At 71.6% G+C, this 24,036-nt stretch carries 18 protein-coding genes and 4 pseudogenes; 9 read left to right on the top strand and 13 right to left on the bottom strand.

The genetic code is table 11. The features are described 5' to 3' along the window. Positions 1–15: 15 nt before the first annotated feature. The 4 genes from KPL57_RS57765 to KPL57_RS57750 form a co-directional block, all read right to left on the bottom strand. Positions 16–1,401: an FtsX-like permease family protein gene (locus KPL57_RS57765; RefSeq protein WP_226358573.1), complete on the bottom strand. Its 1,386-nt coding sequence runs from the start codon at positions 1,399–1,401 to the stop codon at positions 16–18. A 25-nt stretch (positions 1,402–1,426) separates the two neighbouring features. Next, entirely contained in the window at positions 1,427–2,065 is a 639-nt protein-coding gene (locus tag KPL57_RS57760; RefSeq protein ID WP_308253174.1) for an ABC transporter ATP-binding protein, read from the bottom strand. Between the two features lie 346 nt (positions 2,066–2,411). Beyond that, on the bottom strand, positions 2,412–3,395 hold the full coding sequence (locus tag KPL57_RS57755) for an APC family permease (RefSeq protein ID WP_374203943.1): 984 nt from the start codon (positions 3,393–3,395) through the stop codon (positions 2,412–2,414). Between the two features lie 86 nt (positions 3,396–3,481). Further along, positions 3,482–4,990 (bottom strand): IS1634 family transposase, encoded by a 1,509-nt coding sequence (locus tag KPL57_RS57750; protein ID WP_226352429.1) that lies wholly within the window; start codon positions 4,988–4,990, stop codon positions 3,482–3,484. A 150-nt stretch (positions 4,991–5,140) separates the two neighbouring features. Between KPL57_RS57750 and KPL57_RS57745 the strand changes: the two genes are divergently transcribed. Continuing rightward, the gene (locus tag KPL57_RS57745; RefSeq protein ID WP_226358572.1) at positions 5,141–6,421 is read left to right on the top strand and encodes an IS256 family transposase; all 1,281 of its coding nucleotides are present in this window, start codon (positions 5,141–5,143) and stop codon (positions 6,419–6,421) included. On the opposite strand, the gene KPL57_RS57740 is transcribed toward KPL57_RS57745, so the two are convergent. Together KPL57_RS57740 and KPL57_RS57735 are read right to left on the bottom strand one after the other, a co-directional pair. Continuing rightward, on the bottom strand, positions 6,418–6,624 hold the full coding sequence (locus KPL57_RS57740) for a hypothetical protein (protein WP_226358571.1): 207 nt from the start codon (positions 6,622–6,624) through the stop codon (positions 6,418–6,420). The two genes, KPL57_RS57745 and KPL57_RS57740, sit on opposite strands and share 4 nt — an antisense overlap. Next, on the bottom strand, positions 6,621–7,691 hold the full coding sequence (locus KPL57_RS57735) for a type III PLP-dependent enzyme (RefSeq protein WP_226358570.1): 1,071 nt from the start codon (positions 7,689–7,691) through the stop codon (positions 6,621–6,623). Before KPL57_RS57735 ends, KPL57_RS57740 begins: the two co-directional genes overlap by 4 nt. 299 nt (positions 7,692–7,990) lie before the next feature. Between KPL57_RS57735 and KPL57_RS57730 the strand changes: the two genes are divergently transcribed. Next, the gene (locus tag KPL57_RS57730; RefSeq protein ID WP_226358569.1) at positions 7,991–8,173 is read left to right on the top strand and encodes a transposase family protein; all 183 of its coding nucleotides are present in this window, start codon (positions 7,991–7,993) and stop codon (positions 8,171–8,173) included. On the opposite strand, the gene KPL57_RS57725 is transcribed toward KPL57_RS57730, so the two are convergent. Next, entirely contained in the window at positions 8,170–9,846 is a 1,677-nt protein-coding gene (locus KPL57_RS57725; RefSeq protein WP_226350710.1) for an IS1634 family transposase, read from the bottom strand. The two genes, KPL57_RS57730 and KPL57_RS57725, sit on opposite strands and share 4 nt — an antisense overlap. A 187-nt stretch (positions 9,847–10,033) precedes the next feature. Between KPL57_RS57725 and KPL57_RS57720 the strand changes: the two genes are divergently transcribed. Then, positions 10,034–10,471 (top strand): transposase family protein, encoded by a 438-nt coding sequence (locus KPL57_RS57720; protein WP_226358210.1) that lies wholly within the window; start codon positions 10,034–10,036, stop codon positions 10,469–10,471. A 394-nt stretch (positions 10,472–10,865) separates the two neighbouring features. Here the strand turns inward: KPL57_RS57720 and mfd are convergent, their stop codons facing one another. Both mfd and KPL57_RS57710 read right to left on the bottom strand, forming a co-directional pair. Then, complete coding sequence (gene mfd / locus KPL57_RS57715; RefSeq protein ID WP_226358599.1) at positions 10,866–14,489, bottom strand: transcription-repair coupling factor; 3,624 nt, start codon at positions 14,487–14,489, stop codon at positions 10,866–10,868. A gap of 207 nt (positions 14,490–14,696) precedes the next feature. Continuing rightward, on the bottom strand, positions 14,697–15,317 hold the full coding sequence (locus KPL57_RS57710) for a TetR/AcrR family transcriptional regulator (protein ID WP_226358568.1): 621 nt from the start codon (positions 15,315–15,317) through the stop codon (positions 14,697–14,699). A 42-nt stretch (positions 15,318–15,359) separates the two neighbouring features. On the opposite strand from KPL57_RS57710, the pseudogene KPL57_RS57705 reads away from it, so the two are divergent. Next, positions 15,360–16,067 (top strand): annotated as a pseudogene (locus tag KPL57_RS57705) (SDR family oxidoreductase); the annotation flags it as partial. A 75-nt stretch (positions 16,068–16,142) separates the two neighbouring features. On the opposite strand, the gene KPL57_RS57700 reads toward KPL57_RS57705, so the two are convergent. Further along, positions 16,143–16,967 (bottom strand): siderophore-interacting protein, encoded by an 825-nt coding sequence (locus tag KPL57_RS57700; protein ID WP_226358567.1) that lies wholly within the window; start codon positions 16,965–16,967, stop codon positions 16,143–16,145. Between the two features lie 188 nt (positions 16,968–17,155). Here KPL57_RS57700 and KPL57_RS57695 point away from each other — a divergent pair, with 188 nt between their 5' ends. The 5 genes and pseudogenes from KPL57_RS57695 (at position 17,156) to KPL57_RS57680 (ending at position 19,653) form a co-directional block, all read left to right on the top strand. Continuing rightward, positions 17,156–17,998, top strand: coding sequence for a hypothetical protein (locus KPL57_RS57695; protein ID WP_226358566.1), 843 nt, complete (start codon positions 17,156–17,158; stop codon positions 17,996–17,998). A 126-nt stretch (positions 17,999–18,124) separates the two neighbouring features. Then, positions 18,125–18,703 (top strand): nitrile hydratase subunit alpha, encoded by a 579-nt coding sequence (gene nthA / locus KPL57_RS57690; RefSeq protein WP_226358565.1) that lies wholly within the window; start codon positions 18,125–18,127, stop codon positions 18,701–18,703. A 26-nt stretch (positions 18,704–18,729) separates the two neighbouring features. Then, a pseudogene (locus KPL57_RS73245) lies at positions 18,730–18,938 on the top strand (nitrile hydratase subunit beta); the annotation flags it as partial. Then, positions 18,911–19,360 carry an SH3-like domain-containing protein gene (locus KPL57_RS73240; RefSeq protein ID WP_374203945.1) on the top strand — a complete coding sequence of 150 codons (450 nt, stop codon included), beginning with the start codon at positions 18,911–18,913 and terminating at the stop codon, positions 19,358–19,360. The pseudogene KPL57_RS73245 and the gene KPL57_RS73240, both read left to right, overlap by 28 nt. 50 nt (positions 19,361–19,410) lie before the next feature. Next, a complete protein-coding gene (locus KPL57_RS57680) occupies positions 19,411–19,653 on the top strand; it encodes a nitrile hydratase accessory protein (protein ID WP_226358564.1) in 243 nt (80 codons plus the stop codon). Here the strand turns inward: KPL57_RS57680 and KPL57_RS73235 are convergent. From KPL57_RS73235 to KPL57_RS57665, 3 genes and pseudogenes are all read right to left on the bottom strand, one after another. Then, positions 19,622–21,073 (bottom strand): annotated as a pseudogene (locus KPL57_RS73235) (GntP family permease). The gene KPL57_RS57680 and the pseudogene KPL57_RS73235 sit on opposite strands and share 32 nt — an antisense overlap. A 48-nt stretch (positions 21,074–21,121) precedes the next feature. Beyond that, positions 21,122–22,696 (bottom strand): annotated as a pseudogene (locus tag KPL57_RS57670) (amidohydrolase family protein); the annotation flags it as partial. Next, positions 22,696–23,943 (bottom strand): alanine racemase, encoded by a 1,248-nt coding sequence (locus KPL57_RS57665; protein ID WP_226358563.1) that lies wholly within the window; start codon positions 23,941–23,943, stop codon positions 22,696–22,698. The pseudogene KPL57_RS57670 and the gene KPL57_RS57665, both read right to left, overlap by 1 nt. Between the last annotated feature and the right edge of the window lie 93 nt (positions 23,944–24,036).

The raw sequence follows: 24,036 nt of genomic DNA, 5'->3' as shown, positions 1-24,036 counted from the left end.
TCCGCGACCTTCTCGTCATGCTCCGTGTTGTTCGCGTAGCCGCGCACCAGGCTGGGAACGCAGCTGCGCGCTCGCGGGCACGAGGAGGATGGCCAGGAGCACGAGCCAGGAACCGGCTAGCCCCAGCAGCATGGTCCCGACCGGCCACGCCACCGTGGCCCGGTCCCCCAGCACCGCTCGGGCGACGAGGCCGCAGACGAGCCCGGTGACGACGACCGGGACGGCGGCCGTGATCGATGCGGCGAGGGCCATCGCGAAGCTCTCCGATGCAACTAACGCCGTCACCTGGCGCGGCCGCATACCGGCCGCCAGCAGGAGGGCGATCTCGCGTTCCCGCCCGCGGGCCGACAGCGCGACCACGGCGGCGCTGGTGGCGAGCATCGACACCGCGACGACGGCGATGATCGTCCACACGTCGGCCAGGTCCGTCGGGAGGCCCGGCTGGAGCGCCTCAGTCAGGGCGACGGCAGAGTTGACGGCGCACAGCAGGACCCCGATGCCTCCCAGACCGGCTGCCAGGGGTGCGACGGTGGTCGCGCTGATCTGAACGCGGGCCGCGGCGGCGCGGGCGCCCACGGCAGGCACGATCAGACCCGGCGCTCGGAAGGTCCTGTGGAGCGCTCGCAGGACGACGCCGACGATCTGCGGACAGAGGAGATAGACGCCGACGAGCGCGCTGCCGCCTGCGTCGAGGGCGAGGTTGACCATCGGGGCGGGACCCGTTGCTCCCAGCTGGTCGGCGAAGCCGGCGGCTGCGACGAGTGCCCCCGCGATCAGCAGGAATATCAGGCCGCCGGCGATGCGCAGGACGGTCCTCGCGGAGCGGGGTGCCGGCTCGTCCGGATTTCGGAGGGCGGCGATCGGTGATGTCCGGCAGGCGTGGCGCGCCGGCAGGAGACCGCCCACCAGAGCTGTCGCCGTGCCGAGCACGACGGTGACCGCCGGCGCCCACGGCGAGATCGTGAACTCCGGCTGTTCGACCGCGGACGAGACTGCGGCGTTGAACGCCGGGACGGCCCCTGCCGCCAGAATCGTCGAAGCGAGTGCACCGAGGACCGCCCCGCACAGGCTTACGACAGCCAGCACGAGCAGCGTCGCGCCGAACACGGTGGCGGGGGCGGCCCCGAGCAGCAACCAGAGCGCGTGGGTCCGGCGCGTCGCCTGGACGCTCGCCCGTCCGACCACGGTCAGACCGACCCAGCCGACGAGGGCGACCACGGTGTAGACGGTGATCGAGACGATCTGGAACTCCGCCAAGGGGACACCGGCGGTGGCCACGGCGGCACGGAACGCCGGGTCGGCGGTCCAGGCGAACTGGTGGACGCACAGGCCCACCATGGTCGTGATCACCGCTATCAGGGCGATGGCGGGTGACCACTGCCGCCACTCGTCGGCGACCATTCTGAGCGCGTAGCGCGACACGCGGTCACGCCCCCGGCTCGGTCATGAGGTCCAGCAACGCGCGGCTGGTGGTGCGGCCGGTGGTGCGCACGGTGCGGCCATCGTGCATCACCACGACGGAGTCGGCCAGGGCCGCGGCGTCCAGATCGTGGGTGACCATCACGATCATCTGCCCGTCGTCGGCCATCCGTCGCAGGGTCCCCAGCACGAGCTGTGTGCTGCGCGAGTCCAACGCACCTGTCGGCTCGTCGGCGAACACGATCGCCGGGCGCCGGGCGAGCGCCCGGCACAGGGCTGTGCGCTGCTGCTCTCCGCCGGACAGCGTGCGAGCCGGAGCATGGCGTCGCTCGCCCAGCCCGAAAGAGGCGATCAGATCGTCGACGACGCCGCGCGGGACTCTCGCGTGATCGAGCCGGAACGGGAGCGCGATGTTCTCGTCGACGGTGAGGAACGGCACGAGGTTGTACTGCTGGAAGACGAACCCGACCTCCGAGCGAAGCATGGCCGCGCGCTCGGCCGTGGACTGCCGGTAGACGTCGCGCCCGTTGATCTCGACGATGCCGCCGGTCGGCCGGTCGAGTCCGCTCAGACACGCCAGCAGTGACGACTTCCCGGATCCCGACGGGCCCACCACCGCAGTGAGCCCGCCACCCCGCAGATCGATATGGCACCCTCGCAGTACCTCCGCGCTGCTGCGGCTGCGGGGGGCGCTGCGAGGCGGATGTCACGAGCGCGGAGGGTTGTCGTCACAGGAGAGCTCTTTCGTCGGGTGTCGTGCTTGTGGCGTCCTAGAGGGGCCCCCACGTGATCGAAGCCGATGCGCAATTAGTCTCAAAGGTTCTGAATAAAGCCAAGACCGCCACTTTTCGAGGTTAGATCTTTCATAGTGGAACGCTCCAGCCAGGAGCGTGTTCGAGAGGATGAGATCGTGAATGTGATCACTTACTTCCACTGCCGAGTGGAGGGTGTTCACCGGCGGTCAGAGTGGAAAGAGTGACGAGCGCTCCGGCTCAGGCTCGCGACCGAAAGATCAGATAACCGATCATGAACAGGGCGGCGGGGTAGCACAGGGCGAGGGGGTCGAACCCCAGCAGAGCAACCACTGCGAGAGCGGCGGCCAGCAGGAATCCGAAGCATCGCCCAACCCGGCTGCGCGCTTCGAGTCCGTAGACGACGGCGGTCACCACGTAGAGCAGGAAGAAGTTCTGGCCGGCGACCTCGAACATGGTCGTGACGCTGATCAGGCCCAGCGCCGAGGCACCGACCAGGAGGGCGAAGACGCCTCCGACCACCAGAACGGCCCGACGAGGAGTCCGGCTGGCGCCTGCGACATGGAACAGACCTCGCGGAAGCAACCCTTCGCCCGAGCTGGAGTGGACCAGCCGGGACGCGCCCCACATGGCCCCGACCAGGTTCGCCGCGAGGATGACGACCCCGAGGACAGAGACGAACACGGCCGCCTCCGGGGAGACCGCCCGGCTGACCAGCTCGGCGACGGGTGCAGTCTCGTTCGTCGCATCCCCCGGGCGAAGGATCGCCTGAATACCCGCGGCCAGTACCAGGTAGACACCGATGACGATGACGAAGCTCAGGGCGACCACACGAGGAAAGTCCCGCTTCGGATTCTTGTACTCCCCGAGCGTGAACGCGACGATCTCCCAGCCGGTCAACCCGAAGAACAGCACTCCCACCACCCCGAGGGCGTTCTCCCACCCTGCCACCGTGAACGACGGTGGAGTGAACTCCGCCGCCGGTGACAGAAGACCGACGAGGCCGACAGCAACGAGAGCAATCGTGAGGACGATGGCCAACACGGTCTGCAGGCGAGCCGAGAGGGCCGCACCGACACAGAGCGTTCCGGTCACCAGCAGCAACAGCAGGACCGCGCCTATCCACGCGGTGTTCGCAGGGGCACCGACGGCCGCGGCCAGGTAGCCACCGCCGCTCAACGCGATGGCCGGCATGCCCAGGCTGACGGTGCCGAGCAGGACCATCTCGATCCCGGCCGCCGCTCGGCGCCCGAATCGGGGCCGAACGAACCCGGCGATGCCACCGGCCGTCGGACCCGAGTTGCACAGGTTTAGTGCCCCGGGGCGTTGATGGCGGGTAGCCGGTTGAGGATGGCGCGGGCCTGGTCGGTGATCTGCGGCGCTGCAGTGATCGGGTGACCGCCGACGTCGACGCGGATGGTGCGTAGCGGACGCAGGGTCCTGATCAGTGTCTTGATGGTCACTCCGGTGGCGTCCTGCAGGTGCCGCGAGACCGCGAGGGCGGCGAAGACGACGGTGAGGTGGGCTTCGATGGTGTCGCGTTCGCGGTGGAAGACCGGCCGGGCGCGTAGGTCGGATTTGGTCATGCGGAAGCTGGCCTCGACCTGCCACAGGTCGTGGTAGGCGGCCACGATCGCGAGTCCACCCATGGTGGCCTCTGGCAGGTTGGTGACGTAGCCCTTCAAACCCGCGAGCTGGCGGGCGCGTTCGACCAGGGCCCAGTCGACCTCGGTTCCGCTGTTGGCGATGCGCACGAAGCGGTCCTTCTTCAACGGCCGGGTGCCGGCGGCGACCTTCTCGGCGCGGTCGACCATGGCGTTGATCGCCCGGTCGTCGTGTTTGTGCCGGGCGAACCGGTACTGGTAGACGGTCCGGCGCGAGCGTTTCGCCTTACCCGTCCCTATGTCGCGGCGTGACTCGAGGATCTGGCCATCGTCGAAGGCGTTGCCGTGGCGTTCGAAGTGCATGGCCAGGTCGTAGGGCGCCTTGCTGATCCTCGACCCAACGATGAACGAGAACTCGTTGTCCTCCAACGCGTTTAGGTTGCTCGCGGACAACATCCCGGCGTCCGCGACGACGACCATGTCCCTGACCTGGTGCCGCTTACGGAACTCGTCGAGCACCGGGAGCAGGGTGGTGGTCTCGGCCTTGTTCCCTTCGAAGCAGCGGACCTCGAGTGGAAACCCGGACGGGTCCACGAGCAGCCCGACCTGGATCTGCGGGTCGACCCGGCGTTCCTTGCTCATCCCGACCTTGCGCAGCTTGTCCTCGTTCTCGACCTCGAAGTGCAGCGTGGTCACGTCGTAGAGCACCAGCGACACCGGACCCGACCGGCGCGAGGCCGCAGCACAGGCGGCGGCGAGGGCGGCTCGGTAGTCCTTGTCCACGCAGCGGCGCAACGCCGCGGTGAAGGTGTTGCGGTGCGGCGCGGCCACGCCGAGCTCGTCGAGGACCCCTACTGCGGCGGACTTGCTGGTGGGCTCGACGATTCGCGCGAGCACGAGTGCCCGGAACGCCTCGTCTGCGAGCTGGTCGAAGCCGAGGCGACGGTAGGCCTCGATCAGGACGTTCCACAGGACCTCGCTCGACGACTCGGTCACGATCGCCCCACCTGCACCCCCAGCGGCCGGGGTGTCCAGGTCCAGCGCCTGTTGGCTTGCATGGATGCGGTCTCGTGCTGAGGCGATCAGGACTGCGAGCTCGGCGTCATCGTGCGCGGAGCCGACGTGGGCGACGATCCGGCGGACGCCGTGGCGCTTCTCCACGACCTGCACCGCTGTCGCCCCGGAGGCCGTCTTCACCTTCCGAACGAACGGCACTACCCGAGACTACCGATTAGTGCCCCAGATCCCGATCAAGCGAGCAATGCTTGAGACCTGTGGATGACCTGGAGGGGCCGTACCCTCCCGGTGATCTTGAGGCTCTGAAGCAAGGCCGGCGGGTCAACGCCGGCCGGAAGGGTACGACCCGTGCTCACCGTAGTTCCTGGAGCTGCTGACACCGATGAACCCCGCCGGGGCGGCGGCTCGCTGATCGACGACCTGGTCCGCGAAGGCGCCCGCCGGATGCTCGCGCAAGCGCTGCAGGCTGAGGTCGACGCCTACGTCGCCCGCCACGCCGACGAACGCGACACCGACGGCCACCGGCTGGTGGTGCGCAACGGCTCGCATCAGCCCCGCGAGGTGGCCACGGCCGCGGGCGTCGTCGAGGTGCGGGCGCCGCGGGTCGACGACCGCCGCATCGATCCCGAGACCGGGCACCGCTGCAGGTTCTCCTCGGCGATCCTGCCGCGATGGTGCCGCCGCACTCCGAAGATCACCGAGGTGTTACCGCTGCTGTATCTGCACGGACTCTCGACCGGGGACTTCGTGCCCGCGCTCGGGCAGTTCCTCGGCTCCACCGCGGGCCTGTCGGCGTCGATGGTCACCAGACTGACCGAGACCTGGAAGACCGAACAGCAGACCTTCTCCCGCCGAGACCTGTCCGGTGTGGACTACGTCTACCTGTGGGCCGACGGGATCCACGTCAACATCCGCCTCGAGGAACACAAGCTGTGCCTACTCGTGCTCATCGGAGTCCGCGCGGACGGCGGCAAGGAACTCGTCGCCCTGACCGATGGCTACCGCGAGTCGAGCGAGTCCTGGGCCGATCTGCTGCGCGACTGCGCGCGGCGCGGCATGCGAGCACCCGTGCTCGCGGTCGCTGACGGCGCGCTCGGGTTCTGGGGCGCGCTGCGCGAGGTGTTCCCGCAGACCCGCGAGCAGCGCTGCTGGGTCCACAAGACCGCCAATGTCCTTGCCGCGCTGCCGAAGTCAGCGCATCCGGGGGCGAAGAAGGCGCTGACCGAGATCTGGAACGCCGAGGACAAGCGCAGAGCCCTCGACGCCGTGGCCCGCTTCGAGGCCGCCTACCGGGCGAAGTTCGGCAAGGCCGTCACGAAGATCGGTGACGACCTCGACGAACTGCTCGCCTTCTACGACTTCCCCGCCGAACACTGGCAACACCTACGCACCACGAACCCGATCGAGTCCACGTTCGCGACCGTCCGCCACCGCACCCGGGTCACCCGCGGGCCCGGGTCACGCGCGGCCGGACTGGCGATGGCGTTCAAACTCATCGAGGCCGCCCAGAACCGATGGCGCGCCGTGAACGGACCGCACCTGGTCGCCCTCGTCCGAGCCGGAGCCCGATTCGACGCCGGCCGCCTCGTCGAACGACCCGATGCCCACACCCACACCGAAGCCGCCTAAAAGATCTTCATCCACAGGTCTTGACGATTGCTCCGATCAAGCAGCCAGCTGACCAGCACCGACGGCTCACGACCCCTGACTACCTGTGCAACTCGGGTCAGGCGGTGGGCCCGCCCGCCCGCGACCGGAGCCGTCCACAGATCGTCCTCCGCGACCAGGACGAGCGTGTCACCCGACAGGTGGGGATGGCGCAGGAAGCTCACACGGCGACGTTAGCCGCACGCACCGACGTTCCGGACCCGCCCGTGGCGGGGTCCCCGGTGCAGACGCAGCGCAGCGGGGCGAACCCGTTGAAGCCGACCGAGGAGTAGCTGGTGGTGTAGGCACCGGTGTGCAGCAGCCGGACCACGTCACCGGCGCACAGGTCGTCGGGGAGCAGGTAGGGGTGCCTGCGGTAGAGCACGTCGGCGCTGTCGCAGGTCGGTCCGGCCAGGACGACCGGCGAGCGGGGACCGTCGTCGTGGGCGGTGCGGATCGGGTAGCGCACCAGCTCGCCCTCGGTCTCGGCGAGCCCGCCGAAGCGGCCGATGTCGAGGTAGACCCAGCGCGGACCGGCGTCGCCGTCCCGGTCGGACACGAGCACGACCTCGCTGTAGAGCGTCCCCGCGCCGGCGACGAGGCCCCGGCCCGGTTCGATCATCAGCTCCGGCCGGTCGTCGCCGAACTCCGCGGCGACCGCGTCCCGGATCGCGACGCCGTAGTCCGCCAGGGGGAGGACGTGCGCGTCGTAGTGCGCGGGGAAGCCGCCACCGAGGTTGAGCAGGTACGGCCGCAGACCACGGGCGCGGACCCTGCGGAACACCTCCGCGGCGTCGGCGATCCCGGCCCGCCACGCTCCCGGGTCGAGCTGCTGGGAGCCGACGTGGAACGACACACCCGCCGCGAGCAGCCCGGCCGCGTCGGCGTCGAGCAGCAGCGACGCGGCCGCGGCGGGCGAGCACCCGAACTTGCGGTCCAGCGGGAAGCAGGAGCCCGCGCCGCTGCAGGCGACCCGGACGAACACCTCGGCACCCGGCGCGCACCGGGCGATCTTCGCCAGCTCGGCGGCCGAGTCGACGGCGAACCGGCGCACGCCGCTGCGGTGCGCGAACGCGATGTCGCGTTCCTTCTTGACGGTGCTGCCGTAGGAGATGTCCGCGGGCCGGGCACCGGCCGCCAGGCACAGTTCCAGCTCCGGCCGACTGGCGACGTCGAATCGTGCGCCGAGACCGACCAGGAATGCGACGAGCCGTGGGTCCGGATTCGCCTTGACCGCGTAGAACAGGTCCACGCCGGGGGCTTATTCACAAGGGAGTAATTCTGTTGATCTACGGAAGCCGTCACCGGCGATTTTGTCTCGATACCGGCACGGCGGTGTGTCGCGCTTGAAGTGCAACAGCCCTTGCCGGTTTGTTCGGTGTTCCCAGGCATCGAACGAGGATCGGCGAAGAGCTGTTGCGATTCAAAGCTATGACAGGGTTGGACGATAGACAACTCACCGATCTGGTGGTGAGAGTACACGCCCGATGCGGCGGCAAGTTCGTTTCTGCAGGTAGGCCTGTTGCGTTGGGCTTGTTCCGGTCAGTGGCCATGGTGGTGACGCTGATGCGCAAGAACGTGACCCAGGACTTCGCGGGCGCGATCTTCGGGGTCAGCCAGTCCACGGTCAGTCGCCGCTGGGACCTGCTGCGCCCGGTGATCGGCGAGGTCCTCGCCGACGTCGTGCCCGACCCGCGGGAGGTCCTCGGACCTGACTTCGGTCACTTGTCTTAGTGCTTCGCCGCGGGCTGACGGAGCGCGTCGAGGAGGGCCTGTTTGTCGGCGGGGACGGCGGGCGGGAAGGTCTGCTGGGTGCCGTTGATGGCGATGGTGGCCGAGCGCAGTGGTCGGAGCTGGCGGACGACGTTGCGGATGGTGAGCCCGGTGCGGTTCTGGATCTCGCGGGCGACTGCGAGGGCGGTGAACACGATGGTCAGGTGCGCTTCGATGGACTGGCGTTGGTGGTGGAACATCGGGCGGGCGCGTAGGTCGGTTTTGCTCATCCGGAAGGACTGCTCGACGTGCCAGAGGTCGTGGTAGTCGCCGATGATCTCCCCGGCCGCTGCGCCGCCGGCCGGGATGTTGGTCACGTAGCCCTTCAACCCGACCAACCGGTATGCCCGAGCCAAGGAGGCCTCGTCCAGGGCGCGGGAGCCGTTGGTGACCTTGACGAACCGCGGTGTGCGCGCGGGCTTCTCGCCGGCGATGACCTCGCGGGCCCGGTTCTCCTGCAGGGTCAACGTGCGCCGGTCCCGGACGGCCCGCTTCGTGGAGTAGGCCCAGACCGCCCGCCAGGATCCCGGATGCTGGTTGGGGTTCCAGACGGGCTCGGCCTTGACCTTCGGGCTGTTCTCGCTGCGCCCGGTGCGGCGGTCGCGTGGTGTGAGGGTGTCGATGATCTGCCCGTCGACGAAGGCGTCGCCGTGCCAGTGGAAGTGCGACTCCAGGTCAACCGGGGCCTTGGTGAGTCGGGAGCCGACGATGAACCGCAGGCCGGCCTCGTCGAGGTCGCGCAGGTTCGCGGCCGAGAGCATCCCTGCGTCGGCGACCACGACCATCCCGCCCGGCTCGACCGGCAGCTGGTGTCGGGCCCGGAAGGCCTCGATGATCGGCAGGATCGTCGCGGTCTCGGTCTTGTTGCCCTCGAAACAGCCGATCTCGAGGGGGAACCCTGCGCGATCGACCAGCAGCCCGACGACGACCTGCGGGTCGACCCGGCGTTCCTTGGAGAACCCGACCTTGCGCAGGTCGTCCTCCTTCTCCGCCTCGAAGTAGAGGGTGGTGACGTCGTAGAGACACAACGACACATCCCCACTGCCACGGGCGTGGGTGAAGCAGGCCCTCGCGATCTCGTCGCGGTAGCTGCGCCCGGTGCAGCGCAGCAGGGTGCGGCGCATCGTCTTTTCGCTCGCCGCGGTGACGCCCAGACCGGCCAGCACCCGACCGGTGTCCAGGATGGACGTGGGCTCGACGATCCGGGCGATCACCAGGTCGCGGAACGTGTCATCAGCGACCTCTGCGAACCCGAGGCCCGCGTAGACCTCGGCGAGGATGTCGAACAGCACCCGCGACCCGGTCGTGATCACCTGCGGCGCACCCACCCGCCGGGTTGTGGTGCTCGGGGCGCGCCGCGGCATCTGGCCGAACAGCCCCTCCTGCGTGGCACCGCCGGCCGCGGTGGGCGCGATCAGCTCGGCCCGCCGGGGTGACGGCGCGACGCCCAGATCCAGGGCCTGCTGTGCAGCGTCGTCGATCAGCCCACGGGCCTGCTCGACCAGCAGGCCCAGCTCGGCCTCGGTGTGCGCTGACCCGACATGGGCCACGATCCGTCGATGGCCCTGCACGGACTCGGCGATCTGGACCGCGGTCGCCCCGGAGGCCGTCCGTACCCGCCTCACCCACGCCACCTGACCGAGCGTAGAGCACCGAATTAGTGCCTCACACCGCTCCCGCGCAAACACATCACCGCAGCTCAGCGCAGTACAAGCTGCGAAACCAGGCTCGGGTGACCAAAGTCAGGACCCGCGGGAGGTCCTCGGAGGCGGAACAGTGCTGGTCGATGGCACCGTGTGCCCGACGTGGGACTGGAACGCAGTGTCCGACCTGTTCTCGGTCAAGGCCGGCTACTCGGGCATGAACCTGCAGATCGCCGCCACCCTCGACGGAGTCCTCGTCGCGGTCGGCGAAGTCCCGATTCACGGCGCCCGCCACGACGCACATGCCTACGCCGCATCCGGGCTGGCGGAGCGTCTGCGCGATCTCCCGTCCGTCGCCGACCTCGGCTACATCGGCGTCGAGGGCATCAACACGGTCCCGCACAAGCGATCCCCCGGTATCGACCTCGACCCCAGCCAAGTCGAGTTCAACACCGCCCTCGGCAGAATCCGCGCAGCCGTCGAACACGCCATCGCGCACCTCAAAACATGGCGCATGCTCAGCGAAGAAGGTGGCCGATACCGCTACCCCATCAGCAAATACGAAAGCACAGTTGCGGCAATCGTAGGCCTCTACTTCTTTGCGGCTTATGAATAAGCCTCCCGGTAAGCGCGTCACCGAATTCGGCATACCGTTCTCGGACGGCGTCCATGTCCAACACCAGGCACGGAGTGCAGAAATCGGCGGAATCGGTGGAGTCTGGCCGGCGATCGGACATCGGACACACCTCTTTCCCAGAAACGGGGAGTCACGACGGAAACGGCCTTCTCACGCGCCGTTGACCTGATCGTAAAACAGTGTGGATCGCGTCCGCGAAGTGCTGTGGATCACCGGAAAGAATGGGAACCCACGTCGCGCGATTGATCCCGACAACTCCGACGACCGGTTCGCCGGAGTCCGTCCCGTTACGTCCCGGAAACAGCACGGACGCCGACACCCGAAGTTCCCCGGCGGTACACCGGGTGTTCATCAGGATCGCGTCAGGACCGTGTCAGGAGGAGGCCGAGCTGTGCACCGGGGTGGAGGTCGGCACGATCTGCAGCAGCAGCTCCGCGCACCAGCCGAGCAGCTCGACGTCGCGCAGCGCCGCCCCGCCGATCCGGTTGCCCTGCATCGGCTTGGGCACCGTGACGATCTGCGCGGCCGCCTTGTACTGCGCCTTCGGGTAGAGCCGGCGCAGCCGCAGCTGGGCGGAGTCGGGCAGCTGCATCGGCCCGATCCGCAGCTGGGTGCCCGCCGAGGCGACCTCACGGATGCCGAGGCGGCGGCACAGCTGGCGGAACCGGGCGACCTCCAGCAGGTTGCGCACCGGGGTCGGGGGCTCGCCGTAGCGGTCGGTCAGCTCCTCGACGATCGCGGTGAGCGCGGCGTCGTCGGGCGCCTCGGCGATCTTGCGGTAGACCTCCAGACGCAGCCGCTCGCCGTCGACGTAGTCGTGCGGGACGTGCGCGTCGACCGGCAGGTCGACCCGGACCTCCTGCAGCTCCTCCGGCTCGGCCCCGATCTCCCCGCCCGCCTGCTTGCGGAACGCGGCGACGGCCTCCCCGACCAGGCGGATGTAGAGGTCGAACCCGACACCGGCGATGTGGCCGGACTGTTCGGCGCCCAGGATGTTGCCCGCTCCGCGGATCTCCAGGTCCTTCATCGCGACGGCCGCGCCGGAGCCCAGCTCGGAGTGCTGGGCGATGGTGGCGAGCCGGTCGTGCGCGGTCTCGGTGAGCGGGTGGTCGGCCGGGTAGAGGAAGTAGGCGTAGCCGCGGTCGCGGCCACGCCCGACCCGGCCGCGCAGCTGGTGGAGCTGGGACAGCCCCAGGGTGTCGGAGCGCTCGACGATCAGGGTGTTGGCGTTGGAGATGTCCAGGCCGTTCTCGACGATCGTGGTGCAGATCAGCACGTCGAACTCGCGGTGCCAGAACGCGCTGACGGTCCGCTCCAGCAGGTCCTCGTTCATCTGCCCGTGCGCGACGGCGACCCGGGCCTCGGGGACGAGGTCCTGGATCTTCTTGGCCGCGCGGTCGATCGAGCTGACCCGGTTGTGGACGTAGAACACCTGGCCGTCGCGCAGCAGCTCGCGGCGCACGGCGGCGGCGACCTGCTTGTCGTCGTAGGCGCCGACGTAGGTCAGGGTCGGGTGCCGCTCCTCGGGCGGGGTGGTGATCGCCGACATCTCGCGGATGCCGGCCAGGCTCATCTCCAGGGTCCGCGGGATCGGCGTCGCGGACAGGGTCAGCACGTCGACGTGCGCGCGCAGCGCGGTGATGTGCTCCTTGTGCTCGACGCCGAAGCGCTGCTCCTCGTCGACGATCACCAGGCCGAGGTCCTTCCAGCGGATGCCGGTCTGGAGCAGCCGGTGCGTGCCCACGACTACGTCGACCTGCCCGTCGGCGAGCTTCTCGATCGTCTCCCGCGCCTCGGCCGGGTCGGTGAACCGCGACAGCCCGCGCACGGTCACCGGGAACTGACGCATCCGCTCGGAGAACGTCGACAGGTGCTGGGTGGCGAGCAGCGTCGTCGGGACGAGCACGGCGACCTGCTTGCCGTCCTGCACCGCCTTGAACGCCGCCCGCACCGCGATCTCGGTCTTGCCGAACCCGACGTCGCCGGAGATGACGCGGTCCATCGGGACCGGACGCTCCATGTCCCGCTTGACCTCGTCGATCGCCGACAGCTGGTCGGGGGTCTCGGTGTAGGGGAACGCGTCCTCGAGCTCGCGCTGCCACGGGGTGTCCGCGCCGAACGCGTGCCCCGGCGAGGCCTGGCGGGCCGCGTAGAGCTGCACCAGACCGGCCGCGATGTCCTTGACCGCCTTGCGGGCGCGGCTCTTGGTCTTGGCCCAGTCCCCGCCGCCGAGCTTGTTGACCGCGGGCTGCTCGCCGCCCACGTAGCGGCTGATCTCGTCGAGGGCGTCGGTCGGCACGAACAGCCGGTCGGCGGGCTGGCCGCGCTTGGAGCTGGCGTACTCCAGCACCAGGTACTCGCGGGTGGCGCCCTGGACGGTGCGCTCCTTCATCTCGACGAAGCGCCCGATGCCGTGCTGGTTGTGGACGACGAAGTCGCCGGGCTGCAGCACCGCCAGGTCGACGGCGTTGCGCTTGCGCGGGGTGGTCCGGCGCGGCGCGGTGTCGAGCCCGGCGCGACTGCCGGTCAGGTCGGGCTCGGAGACGACGACCAGCCCCACCTCCGGCGCGGTGAACCCGTTCAGCACCCGCCCGCAGGTGACGGTGACGATCCCCTTCTCCGGGGCGTCGGCCAGCACCGGGACGGCCGCGGCGGGGACCTCCGCCTCGCGCAGCTGCTCCAGCGAGCGGTCCGCGGTGCCCTGCCCGGCCAGCACGAGCACCGCGGCACCGCCGGTGGCGACGTGGGCGCGCAGGTCGGTCAGCGCGCGGTCGGTGTCGCCCCGGTAGGGCTCGATCTCGTGCACGCCCGCCACGACGACGTCGTCGGCACCCGACAGCAGCGGCGACAGCGACACCACGGGGCGGCCGGTCGCCGTCGCGTGGTCGAGCGTGACGCGCAGGTCGCGGTAGGCCGACCCGGAGACGTCGATCGGGGCCTCGCCCCCGGAGCCGGACGCCAGCCAGGACGCCTCCAGGAACTCCTGCCCGGTGCGCACGAGGTCGGCGCAGCGGGTCCGGATGCGCTCGGGGTCGGCGAGCAGCACCCGCGTCCCGTCCGGCAGCAGGTCGGTGAGCGTCTGCATCTCCCCGCCGACCAGCGCCGGGATCAGCGACTCCATGCCCTCGCCGGGGATGCCCTCGGACAGCTTCTCCAGCAGCTCGCGCAGCGGGTTGCGGTTGAGCCCGGCGGTCTCGGGCTGTTCGAGGGCCAGCTCGGCGGCCCGCTCGCGCACGGGGGTGGTGAGCAGCAGCTCGCGACACGGCGGGACGTCGATCCGGGTGACCTCGCCGACCGAACGCTGGTCGGCGACGGAGAACGACCGCACCTCGGAGACCTCGTCGCCCCAGAACTCGACGCGCACCGGATGCTCGGCGGTCGGCGGGAAGATGTCGAGGATGCCGCCGCGCACGGCGAACTCGCCGCGGGTGGTCACCATCTCGGCGCGGCTGTAGGCCAGCTCGACCAGCCGCACGAGGAGCTGCTCGAAGTCGTGCTCCTCGCCGACGGCCAGCGAGACCGGGTCGAGCGTGCCCAGCCCGGGCGCGACGGGCTGGATCAGGCTGCGCGCCGCGGTCACGACCACCCGCGGGGCGGTCTCGGCCGAGGCGAGCCGGCGGAAGATCGTCAGCCGGCGGGCGACGGTGTCCGGGCGCGGGGACAGCTTCTCGTGCGGCAGCGTCTCCCAGCTCGGCAGCACGACGACGGGTGCGCCCGAGCAGTCGTGCACGGTGTCGGCGGCGGCGCCCGGCGCCTCGCCGTGGCCGAGCAGGTCCGACACCGCGGCCGCGAGGTCCTCGGCCTCCCGGTCGGTGGCGGTCACGGCGAGCACCGTGGAGGTCTCGGCGAGCCCGGCGGCGAGCAGCGGGCGCACCGCGGAGGGGCCCTCGACCTGCACGGCAGGGGTCTCACCGGCGCGGGTGTCCGCGGCGCGGGCGGCATCGACGGCGGCACGGAGACCGGCGTCGGACAGGGCGGAGGTGAGCAGACCGGACAGGATGGCCACGACGGCGCTGGCTCCTCGGTGGAGGTGGGCTGGCGGTGCGCGCGGCGGCGGGGGCCGACCGCGGGCAGGGCAGACCCCTGCCCGGGTCGCGGTAGGGCTCCCGACCCGGTCGGGGTGCCGACCCTCGACTTTACGCCTGGCCCGCGCGGCCGCCGACCGCACCGTCGGTGTGCCACGGCACGCCGGTACGGGCCCGCCTCACGGACCGCCCGCCGCCGGTCCCGGGGTGCCCACCGTGCCGCGGACCACGGCCGCGACGGCCGCCTCCGCCCGCTCGGCGACCGTGCCGCCGCCGACCGCGGCGCCGGCGAGGAAGCCGTCGACGTCGAGGGCGCCGTAGCCGTGGGCGGTCGTGACCACCCGCTCCATCAGCGACACCGCCGCGGCCGGGTCGGCGAGTTCCAGGGCCGGGGCGAGCAGGACGTCCCCGATCCGCCGTCCCACGGCCGCGAGGTCGCGGTCGCCCAGTGCCCGCAGCTCGGCGCCGTAGACGAGGTCCAGCCCGACCCGGCGCCCGGTGAGGAACCCGGCATAGGCCCCGCCGACGGCGGCGAGTCGCGAGACCGGGTCGTCCCCGGCCCGCGCGGCCGCGGTCTCCATCTGGTCCGCCAGCTCGCCGGCCGCCGCGGTCACCACCGCGGCCAGCAGCCGGTCGCGGTCGGCGAAGTGCCGGTAGGGGGCAGCCGTGCTCACCCCCAGCCTGCGGGCCAGCACCGCGACCGAGAACCCGCGCACGCCCACCTCGGCCAGCAGGTCGACGCCGGCACGCACGAGTGCGCCCGGCAGGTCGCCGTGATGGAACCTCGCCCGCCGGGCCATGCGCCCTCCTTGCTGTGATCGGGCTATCACATTAGCGTGTAAGTGGGTTATCACTTCGAGTCGGGAGACGCCGTGGACACGCAGGACACCATCACCGGCAGGGTCGTCGCCGTCACCGGCGCGAGCGGGGGCATCGGCGCGGCGACCGCGGTCGAGCTCGGGGCCCGCGGGGCGCACCTGGTCCTGGGGGCGCGTCGGGCGGACCGGCTGGAGGCCGTTGCCGACCGGGTGCGCGCCGCGGGCGGGACGGCGGTCACCGTGCCGATGGACGTACGCGACCGGGCCGACCACACCGCGCTGGTCGACCGCGCACGGGCCGAGTTCGGCAGGCTCGACGTGCTGGTGGCGAACGCGGGGGTGGGCCGGGTCCGTCCGCTCGACGAGCTCCCGGTCGAGGAGTGGGACGAGATGATCGACGTCAACCTGCGCGGCGTCCTGTACGGGCTCGCCGCGGCGCTGCCGGTCTTCCGCGCCCAGCAGGCGGGCCACCTCGTCGTGGTCGCCTCCACGTCCGGCCTGCGGGTCGTCCCCGGTCAGGTCGTCTACGCCGCGACGAAGAACGCCGTCCGGACCCTCTGCGAGGGGCTGCGCCAGGAGGCGGGACCCGCGCTGCGGGTCACCGAGGTATCGCCGGGGTTCGTCGCGACCGACTTCGTCGAGGGCATCGGCGACGAGCGGTTGCGCGCGGACTACCGGGCACAGCGCGGCGAGATCGCCCTCGACCCGGCCGCGATCGCCCGCGCGGTGGTCTTCGCGCTCGAACAGCCCGCCGGGGTCGACGTCAACCAGGTCGTCGTCCGGCCGCGGCCCAGGGGTGAGCCCGGCTCAGATCAGCCCGTCGCGCTCCAGGGTCGCCTCGTAGAGGTCGAGCATCCGCTCGTCGTCGCCCTCGGCGGCGGCGGCCGCGTCGGCGTAGGCCTTCTCGAAGCGCTCCTGGTTGGCCCGCCAGGTGCGACGGAAGGTGTCGGCGTCGCGCCGCCAGTAGCCGAGCACGCCGTAGGCGCCGGGCGGCAGGCCGCGCTCGTGGCGCAGGTGCTTGCGGGCGGCCCGGGTCGCGGACGCCTCACCGCCGACGTAGACGTAGCCGGGCCCCTCCGGCAGCACGAGCCCGGCGACGATCTCCGCCAGCCGGCTGCCGGTCTCGCTCGCGGGCTCGCGACGCACCCGGGCCCGCGCGGGGAAGTCGGCCGGCACCTCGTCGACCTCCAGGACGACCTCGGTGTCGATGTCCTCGGGGGTCTCGGTGACGATCCGGGCGAGCGCCGGGAGGGCCGCCGCGTCGCCGACGAGGATCTGCCAGCCGACCCCGGCCGGGCGCTTGAACCAACTGTTCGCGTGCGAGACCTCGATCTCGTCGCCGACCCGGGCCCGTCGCGCCCAGCCCGCGCCGACCCCGCCGGGGTGGCAGACCAGGTCGATGGACGCCCGGGTGCGGCAGGGGCTGACCTCGCGCAGGGTGTACCAGCGACCGTGGTCGTCGCGGCCGCCGTCGGGCAGCGGGAAGTGGAAGACGCAGGCCTCGTCGGGGACGCCGGGCAGGTCGAGACCGGCCAACGCCTCCCCCTCGAGCCGGGCCCGGACGAAGACGTCCGAGACCCGCTGCAGGCCCACCACACGGACCGCCGCGCGGTCCTCGGTCACGACCGACATCGCCACCTCCCCATAGGTGAGGCTCACCTAATCACAGAGAGGAGGGTGGCATCAACCGGACCTTTCGGTCACGGTGTCGCAGAGTCCCTTCTACTACGTTGCATAGTGGACAACCACCCGATCGTGTCCGCTAGCGTCAGCGGGTGTCAGACGGGTGTCGAACCCGAGTCAGCACGGAGGAGCAAGCGGTGATCACGGTCTACCTGAACCGCCGGATCGACGACGACGCGCGCCGCGAGTCCCTGTTCCGGGGCGACTTCCATCTCTACACCGGGATCGGTGGCGCGAACGCCCTCGCCGACCACGCCAAGGACCTCATCGGTCAGGCCTTCGAGGGCATGGACCCGGAGCGCGCCCAGTACGAGATGGACGTCGACGAGTTCATCCGCCGCGTCGAGCCGCTCAAGCACGAGTTCACCAACGGTGAGAAGACCAAGTCGCTCTGCCAGCAGTTCGCCGTCGACTTCGGTGTCGCCCCCGAGCGGACCTACTTCGACATCCCGCGGCTGCGCGTCATCCCGGCCGACCAGTTCCTCACCGCCGGCGTGTCCTACAACTACAAGGCGCACCGCGACATGTGGTACGGCCACCCGCAGCAGCTCGTGAACTACTGGACCCCGGTGTACGACGTCGTCGGCGAGAACGTCATGAGCATGTACACCGACTACTTCGACCGCCCGGTGAAGAACGGCTCGAACCAGTACGACTACGACGAGTGGGTCGCCAAGCACCGCACCGCGGCCGCCGGTGAGAAGACCACCGACACCCGTCCGCACCCCCTCCCGCTGGAGGACTTCGAGTCCCGCGGCGAGATCCGGATCGCCGCGCAGTCCGGGGACGTCTTCATGTTCTCCTCGAATCACCTGCACGCGTCGGCTCCGAACACCTCCGACGTCACCCGGTTCTCCTACGACCTGCGCACGATCAACCTCGACGACGTGCGCGCCGGCCGCGGACCGAAGAACGTCGACTCCAGCGCGACCGGCACCACGCTGGGCGACTTCCTGCGGGTCTCCGACCTGCCCCGCTGAAGGTCGAGGAGTTCGAGGACGCGCTCACGAACGCCTGACCCCGCCCGTCCGACGGCCCGGTGCCCGCGTGGGTGCCGGGCCGTCGTGCTCTCGACGGCCGGACCGGGTCTGGCTACCGTCGGCCCGATGAGCGGTGAGCTGCGGCCGGTGGACGCCCGCGTCCGGGCCCTGGAGTCGATCCTGGTCGAGAAGGGCTACGTCGACCCGGCCGCGCTCGACGAGATCATCGAGACCTACCAGCACCGGGTGGGCCCGCGGAACGGCGCGCGCGTCGTCGCCCGGGCGTGGACCGACCCGGACTTCGCGGCCCGGCTCGCCGAGGACGCGACCGCGGCGGTCGCCGAGCTCGGCTACGGCGGCCGGGGCGGCGAGCACCTCACGGCGGTGTTCAACGCACCGGGCGAGCACCACCTCGTCGTCTGCACGCTGTGCTCCTGCTACCCGTGGCCGGTCCTCGGTCTGCCGCCGGTCTGGTACAAGTCGCCGGCCTACCGGTCGCGGGCGGTGCTGGACCCGCGCGGGGTGCTCGCCGACTTCGGGACCTCTCGGCGACGACGTCGCCATCGGGTGCACGACTCCACCTCCGAGCTGCGCTACCTGGTCGTCCCGCAGCGACCGGCCGGCACCGACGGCTGGTCGGTCGACGAGCTCGCCGCGATCGTCTCCCGGGACGCCATGATCGGAACCCGGCTGGTGTCGGCGTGAACGGCGCGCACGACCTCGGCGGCGCGATGGGCTTCGGGCCGGTCGAGCCCGAGCCGGAGGACGTCCGGTTCCACGCCGGCTGGGAACGCTGGTGCTGGCGCTGACCCTCGCCGCGGCCCGCCCGGGCGGCTGGTCGATCGACGAGTCCCGGCACGCCCGCGAGTCGCTCCCGCCGCCGATCTACCTGACGCTGACCTACTACGAGATCTGGCTCGCGGCGACCGAGAAGTTGCTGGTCACCCACGGCCTGGTCGGTGCCGACGAGCTCGACGCCGGTCGCCCGCTGCGCCCGCGCGCCGACGCGCCCGCCGCACTGGACGCCGGGTCCGCCGCCCGGGTGCTGGCGACCGGCGCCCCCACCGAACGCGACGACACCGGCCCGCCGCGGTTCGCCCCCGGCGACCGGGTGCGGGCCCGGGTGATGCACCCGCGCGCGGGCACACCCGCCTCCCCCGCTACGTCCGCGGCCGCAGCGGGACCGTCGAGACCCACCGCGGGACCCACGTGCTGCCCGACGCCCGCGCGCACGGCCTCGGCGAGTGCCCGGAGCCGCTCTACACCGTGGTCTTCACCGGCCCCGAGCTGTGGGGCCCGGACGCCGACCCGACCACGACCGTCTCCGTCGACGCCTGGGAGTCCTACCTTGAGCCCGCCTGACGGCCCGGTCTTCGACGAGCCGTGGCAGGCGAAGCGCGTTCGCGCTGGCCGTGGCCCTGCAGGACGCCGGAACGCTGGACCGGCAGGAGTTCGCCGAGACCCTGGGCGCCGAGCTGGACACCGGCCTGGACTACTGGGACGCCTGGCTCGCCGCGCTGGAGCACCTGCTCGACGGGCTCGGCGTCGCCGACCGCGGCGCGGTCGACGAGCGGACCGGCGCCTGGCTGCGCGCCGCCGTCGCGACCCCGCACGGCGCGCCGGTCACGCTCGACGCCGACCCGCTGCGCTCCTAGACGAGGCCCACACCAGCGCGGCCGCGGCGAACCCGACGACGGACAGGATCGTCTCCAGCACCGTCCAGGTCATCAGGGTCTGCTTCACCGTCATGTTGAAGTACTTGGCGACGATCCAGAACCCACCGTTGTTGACGTGGCTGGCGATGATCGACCCGGCCGACACGGCGACGACGATCAGCGCGAGCTGGGGCTGGCTGTAGCCGCCCGCGGCGACGGTCGGGCCGATGATGCCCGCCGTCGTCACGATGGCGACGGTCGCCGAGCCCTGGGCGATCCGCAGCGCCGCGCTGATCAGGTACGCCGAGGCGATCACCGGCAGCCCGATCGCGGTCATCGAGCCGGCCAGTGCGTCGCCGACGCCGGTGGTCTGCAGGACCTTGCCGAAGAACGCCCCCGCTCCGACGACGAGCAGGATCATCCCGACCGGGCGCAGCGACTCGCCGGAGATGCGGCCGAGCTCGGCCATCGACGTCCCGCGCCGGATGCCGAGCAGGTACAGCGCGAGCAGCACCGACAGCGTCAGCGCGATGGCCGGGGTGCCGAGGAGCACGAGCACGTCGCGGAGCACCGTGCCCTCGGGCAGCGCCACCCCCGCGACGGTCGCGGCGAGGATGAGCACCAGCGGGACCGCGATGATCGAGGAGATGAGCGCGACCGACGGGGGCGCGGTCACCGCGGACCGCCGGTACCGGCGGGACCGACGGGCCGGTGGCCGGACCGCTCCCGCCGGGCAGGTCCTCGGGCACGTCGACCTGGACCCGCCGTCCGATGAACGAGCCCCACCAGACGCCGCTGACCAGCCACGCGGGGATGCCGCAGAGCAGGCCCATCGCGATCACCCAGCCCATGCCGACGCCGAGCAGCCCGCCCGCGGTGACCGGTCCGGGGTGCGGCGGCAGGAACGCGTGGGTCATCGACAGGCCGGCGAGCATGGGCATCGCGTAGAGCACCAGCGAGCGGCCGCCGCGGCGCGCGGCCACGTAGACCAGCGGCGCGAGCACGAAGATGCCGATGTCGAAGAACACCGGGATGCCGAGCACCAGCCCGGTGACGCCCATCGCGAGCGGCGCGCCCTTCGGCCCGAACAGCCGGAGCAGCCGTTCGGTCAGGGCGTCCGCGCCGCCGGAGCGTTCCATGATCGCGCCGAGCACGGTGCCCAGCCCGATGACCGGGGCGATGTGGCCGAGGATCCCGGCGAACCCCTTCTCGAACAGCGAGTCCGACGCCTTGATCGGGGTGCCGACGAGTCGGTGACCGACACGCCCGCGACCAGCGCCACCAGCACGCCGGTGACGATCAGCGCGATGAACGGCTCCAGGCGCAGCCGCATGATCATCAGCAGCAGCAGCGCGACGCTGACGGCGGCGAGGGTGAGCAGGCCGGCCGTGTCGTTCTGCAGCCAGTCGAGGAAGGTCATCGTGTCCTCCGGTGGGATGGGTGCCCGGTGCGGTCCGCCGTCGGCCCGGCGGCGCAGCGCACGGCCGGCGAGCGCGTCGGTGCGCTCACCGCCGTCGATCGCGAAGGCCCCGTTGACCAGCACGTACGGGATGCCGGCCGCCTGCTGGGCGGGCTCGGCGAAGGTGGCGGTGTCGGTGACGGTGTCCGGGTCGAACACGACCAGGTCGGCGGCCAGGCCCGGCCGGACGCGGCCGCGGTCGGCCAGGCGGAGCCGGTCGGCGGCGCGTCCGGTGAGGTGGTGGACGCACTCCTCCAGGGAGAACAGCCCGAGCCCGCGGCAGTAATGGCCGAGGTAGCGGGGGAAGGTCCCCCAGGCCCGCGGGTGCGGCTTCGCGCCGACGAGCAGGCCGTCGCTGCCGCCGGTGTGCCGCGGGTGACGCATGATCGCGCGGACGTTCTCCTCGTGCCCGACGTGCTGCAGGATGCCGGTCCCGAAGTCGTCGCGGAGCAGGATGTCCACGCAGGTGTCGAAGGGGTCCCGTCCGGCAGCCGCGATGTCGGCGACCGTCCGCCCGACCATCCCGGCGAGCTCGGGATTCGTGACCCCGCTGATCTCGATCGTCTCCCACTCCGCGACGACGCCGTGGCAGCCGTCGGAGCCGTGGACCTCCAGGTCCTCCCGGATCCGGGCGAGCGCCGCCGGGTCGCGCAGCCGCTCACGGGCCGCGTCGACACCACCGGACTGGCACCAGCTGGGCAGGATCGCCGACAACGTCGTCGCGCCGGGCAGGTAGGGGTAGGTGTCGAGGGTGATGTCGACGCCGCGGGCGACGGCGGCGTCGAGCAGCGCGATCAGCTCCCCGGCCCGGCCCTTGTTGGGGCCGAAGTTGAGCGTGGCGTGGGCCAGGTGCAGCGCGCACCCGGACCGCTCGGCGACGTCGACCATCTCGGCGTAGGCCTCCAGCGCGCCCGCGCCGTAGCTGCGGTGGTGCGGGGAGAAGAAGCCGCCCAGCTCCCCCACCGCCGCGCACAGGGCGGCGAGCTCGGCGCCGTCGGCGTACATGCCGGGGGTGTAGGTGAGCCCGGCCGAGAGACCGACCGCGCCCTGGGCCATGCCGGTGCGGACGACGTCGGCCATCCGGGCGATCTCCGCCTGCGTGGCGGGCCGGTCGTCCCAGCCGCAGACCAGCGCGCGGACCGTGCCGTGCGGGACCAGGTAGGCGGCGTTGCCGGCGATGCCCTCGTCGAGCCGGTCCAGGTACTCGGCGACGGTGCGCCAGGTGAGGAAGTCCGCGCCGGGATCGCCGTTCCAGCCGGCGATCGCGCGGCGCAGCACGGGCAGCACGGCGTCGTCGACGGGGGCGTAGGACAGCCCGTCCTGGCCGAGGACCTCGGTGGTCACGCCCTGCGAGACCTTCGCGAGGTGCGCGGGCTCGGTGAGCAGGCGCAGGTCGGAGTGGGCGTGCATGTCGACGAACCCGGGGGCGACGACCAGTCCGGCCACGTCGACGACCCGGTCGGCCCGCCCGGCCGCGTCCGGTCCGACGGCGGCGATCCGGTCGCCCTCGACGAGCACGTCCGCGGTGTACCGGGGCCCACCCGTCCCGTCGACGACGGTGCCGCCGCGCAGCAGTGTGCCCATCAGAAGAATGTCCGGACGAGCTCGACGACCTGCGGGTCCGGATCCGCACCGTCCAGCACCGGGATCCAGCGCCACTTGTCGAACGCGGTGCACGGGTGCGAGAGCCCGAGCCGGACGACCTGCCCGATCCGGACCGGCTCCTCGGTGCGCAGGAACGCGTGCTGGTCGTTGACGGCGGTGACGGTGCCGGTCAGCGGCCGCGACGGCGCCCCGAGGTCGTCGGCGATGCGTTGCGGCTCGGGCAGCCCCTCGTCGAACGGGACGTCGCGCTTGCCCGCGTCGAGCAGCGCCAGGCCGGGCTCGGGGGTGGACACCACCCGGGCGGTCACGTGCATCGCCGAGCGGAACGGGCGCTGCTCGTCGTCGCGGGCCAGCGGGGAGATGCCGCGGTAGAAGCCGTCGTCGTGGACGAGGTAGGCGCCCGAGCGCAGCACGACCCGGGTGCGCGCGTCGACGAGCCCGGCAAGCGCGGCGACGACCTGGTCGAAGTAGGCGCTGCCGCCCGCGGTGACCACGGCCTCGTCGGTCCCGTAGGACGGGGTGAGCCGCCGGTGCAGCGCGGCGAGGTCGTCGAGGTAGGCGCGGACGGTCGCCAGCGACTCCGCGGACGGGTCGTGCGCGAGTGCCCCCTCGTAGCCGCCGACCCCGGCCAGCACCAGCGCCGGGCTCGCGACGACGGCCGCGGCGACCCGCTCGGCCTCGTCGAGGGTCCGCGCACCGGTCCGCCCGCCAGGGGCCCCCAGCTCGACGGCGACCGCGAGCGGCCGTGCCGGTGATCCCGCCGCGGCGGTCATCGCGGCGACGGCGTCGACCGAGTCGACCCAGCTGAGGACCTCCAGGTCCGGGTCCGCGTCACGGGCGGCGGCGACGGCGCGCACCCCGGCCGGGTCGACGAGCGCGTTCGCCAGCAGCACCCGTCGCACGCCGGCGTCGATCGCGATCCGCGCCTGCCACGGCGTGGCGACGGTGATCCCCCAGGCGCCGTGGCGCAGCTGCAGGTCCCACAGGGCCGGGGCCATCGTCGTCTTGCCGTGCGGGGCGAGGTCGACGCCGTGCGCGGCACACCAGCCGGCCATCCGCTCGGCGTTGGCGTGCAGGGCCGCCCGGTCGAGGGTGAGGACGGGTGTCGCCAGGTCCGACAGCCGCGGCCCACCGGCGAGCCACTCGTCGACGGTGCCGGGCAGCGGCGGGACGGACTTGGCGTACGGTCCGGGCCGTTCGGCGCCGAGCGACGCGTACCGGAGCATCCCGTTCTCCCCCTACGAGCAGTAGCGTTGCGTATTTCGCAGCGCTAGTTGCGTATTCTGGTCGGGCTGTTCTAGCATCGCCGCGACAGATCG

It is taken from the genome of Pseudonocardia sp. ICBG601, from assembly GCF_020496245.1.
Note: the sequence above shows the minus strand (reverse complement) of the source record. Positions and strands in the feature narration are given on the sequence as shown.

Bases quoted from the DNA above. Each gene is read 5' to 3' on its own strand.
- KPL57_RS57765 (WP_226358573.1), bottom strand. From the start codon at position 1,401: ATGGTCGCCGACGAGTGGCGGCAGTGGTCACCCGCCATCGCCCTGATA.
- KPL57_RS57730 (WP_226358569.1), top strand. From the start codon at position 7,991: ATGGTGGTGACGCTGATGCGCAAGAACGTGACCCAGGACTTCGCGGGC.
- nthA (WP_226358565.1), top strand. From the start codon at position 18,125: ATGAGCGGTGAGCTGCGGCCGGTGGACGCCCGCGTCCGGGCCCTGGAG.
- KPL57_RS57665 (WP_226358563.1), bottom strand. From the start codon at position 23,943: ATGCTCCGGTACGCGTCGCTCGGCGCCGAACGGCCCGGACCGTACGCC.
- KPL57_RS57755 (WP_374203943.1), bottom strand. From the start codon at position 3,395: ATGGTCCTGCTCGGCACCGTCAGCCTGGGCATGCCGGCCATCGCGTTG.
- KPL57_RS57700 (WP_226358567.1), bottom strand. From the start codon at position 16,967: ATGTCGGTCGTGACCGAGGACCGCGCGGCGGTCCGTGTGGTGGGCCTG.
- KPL57_RS57710 (WP_226358568.1), bottom strand. From the start codon at position 15,317: ATGGCCCGGCGGGCGAGGTTCCATCACGGCGACCTGCCGGGCGCACTC.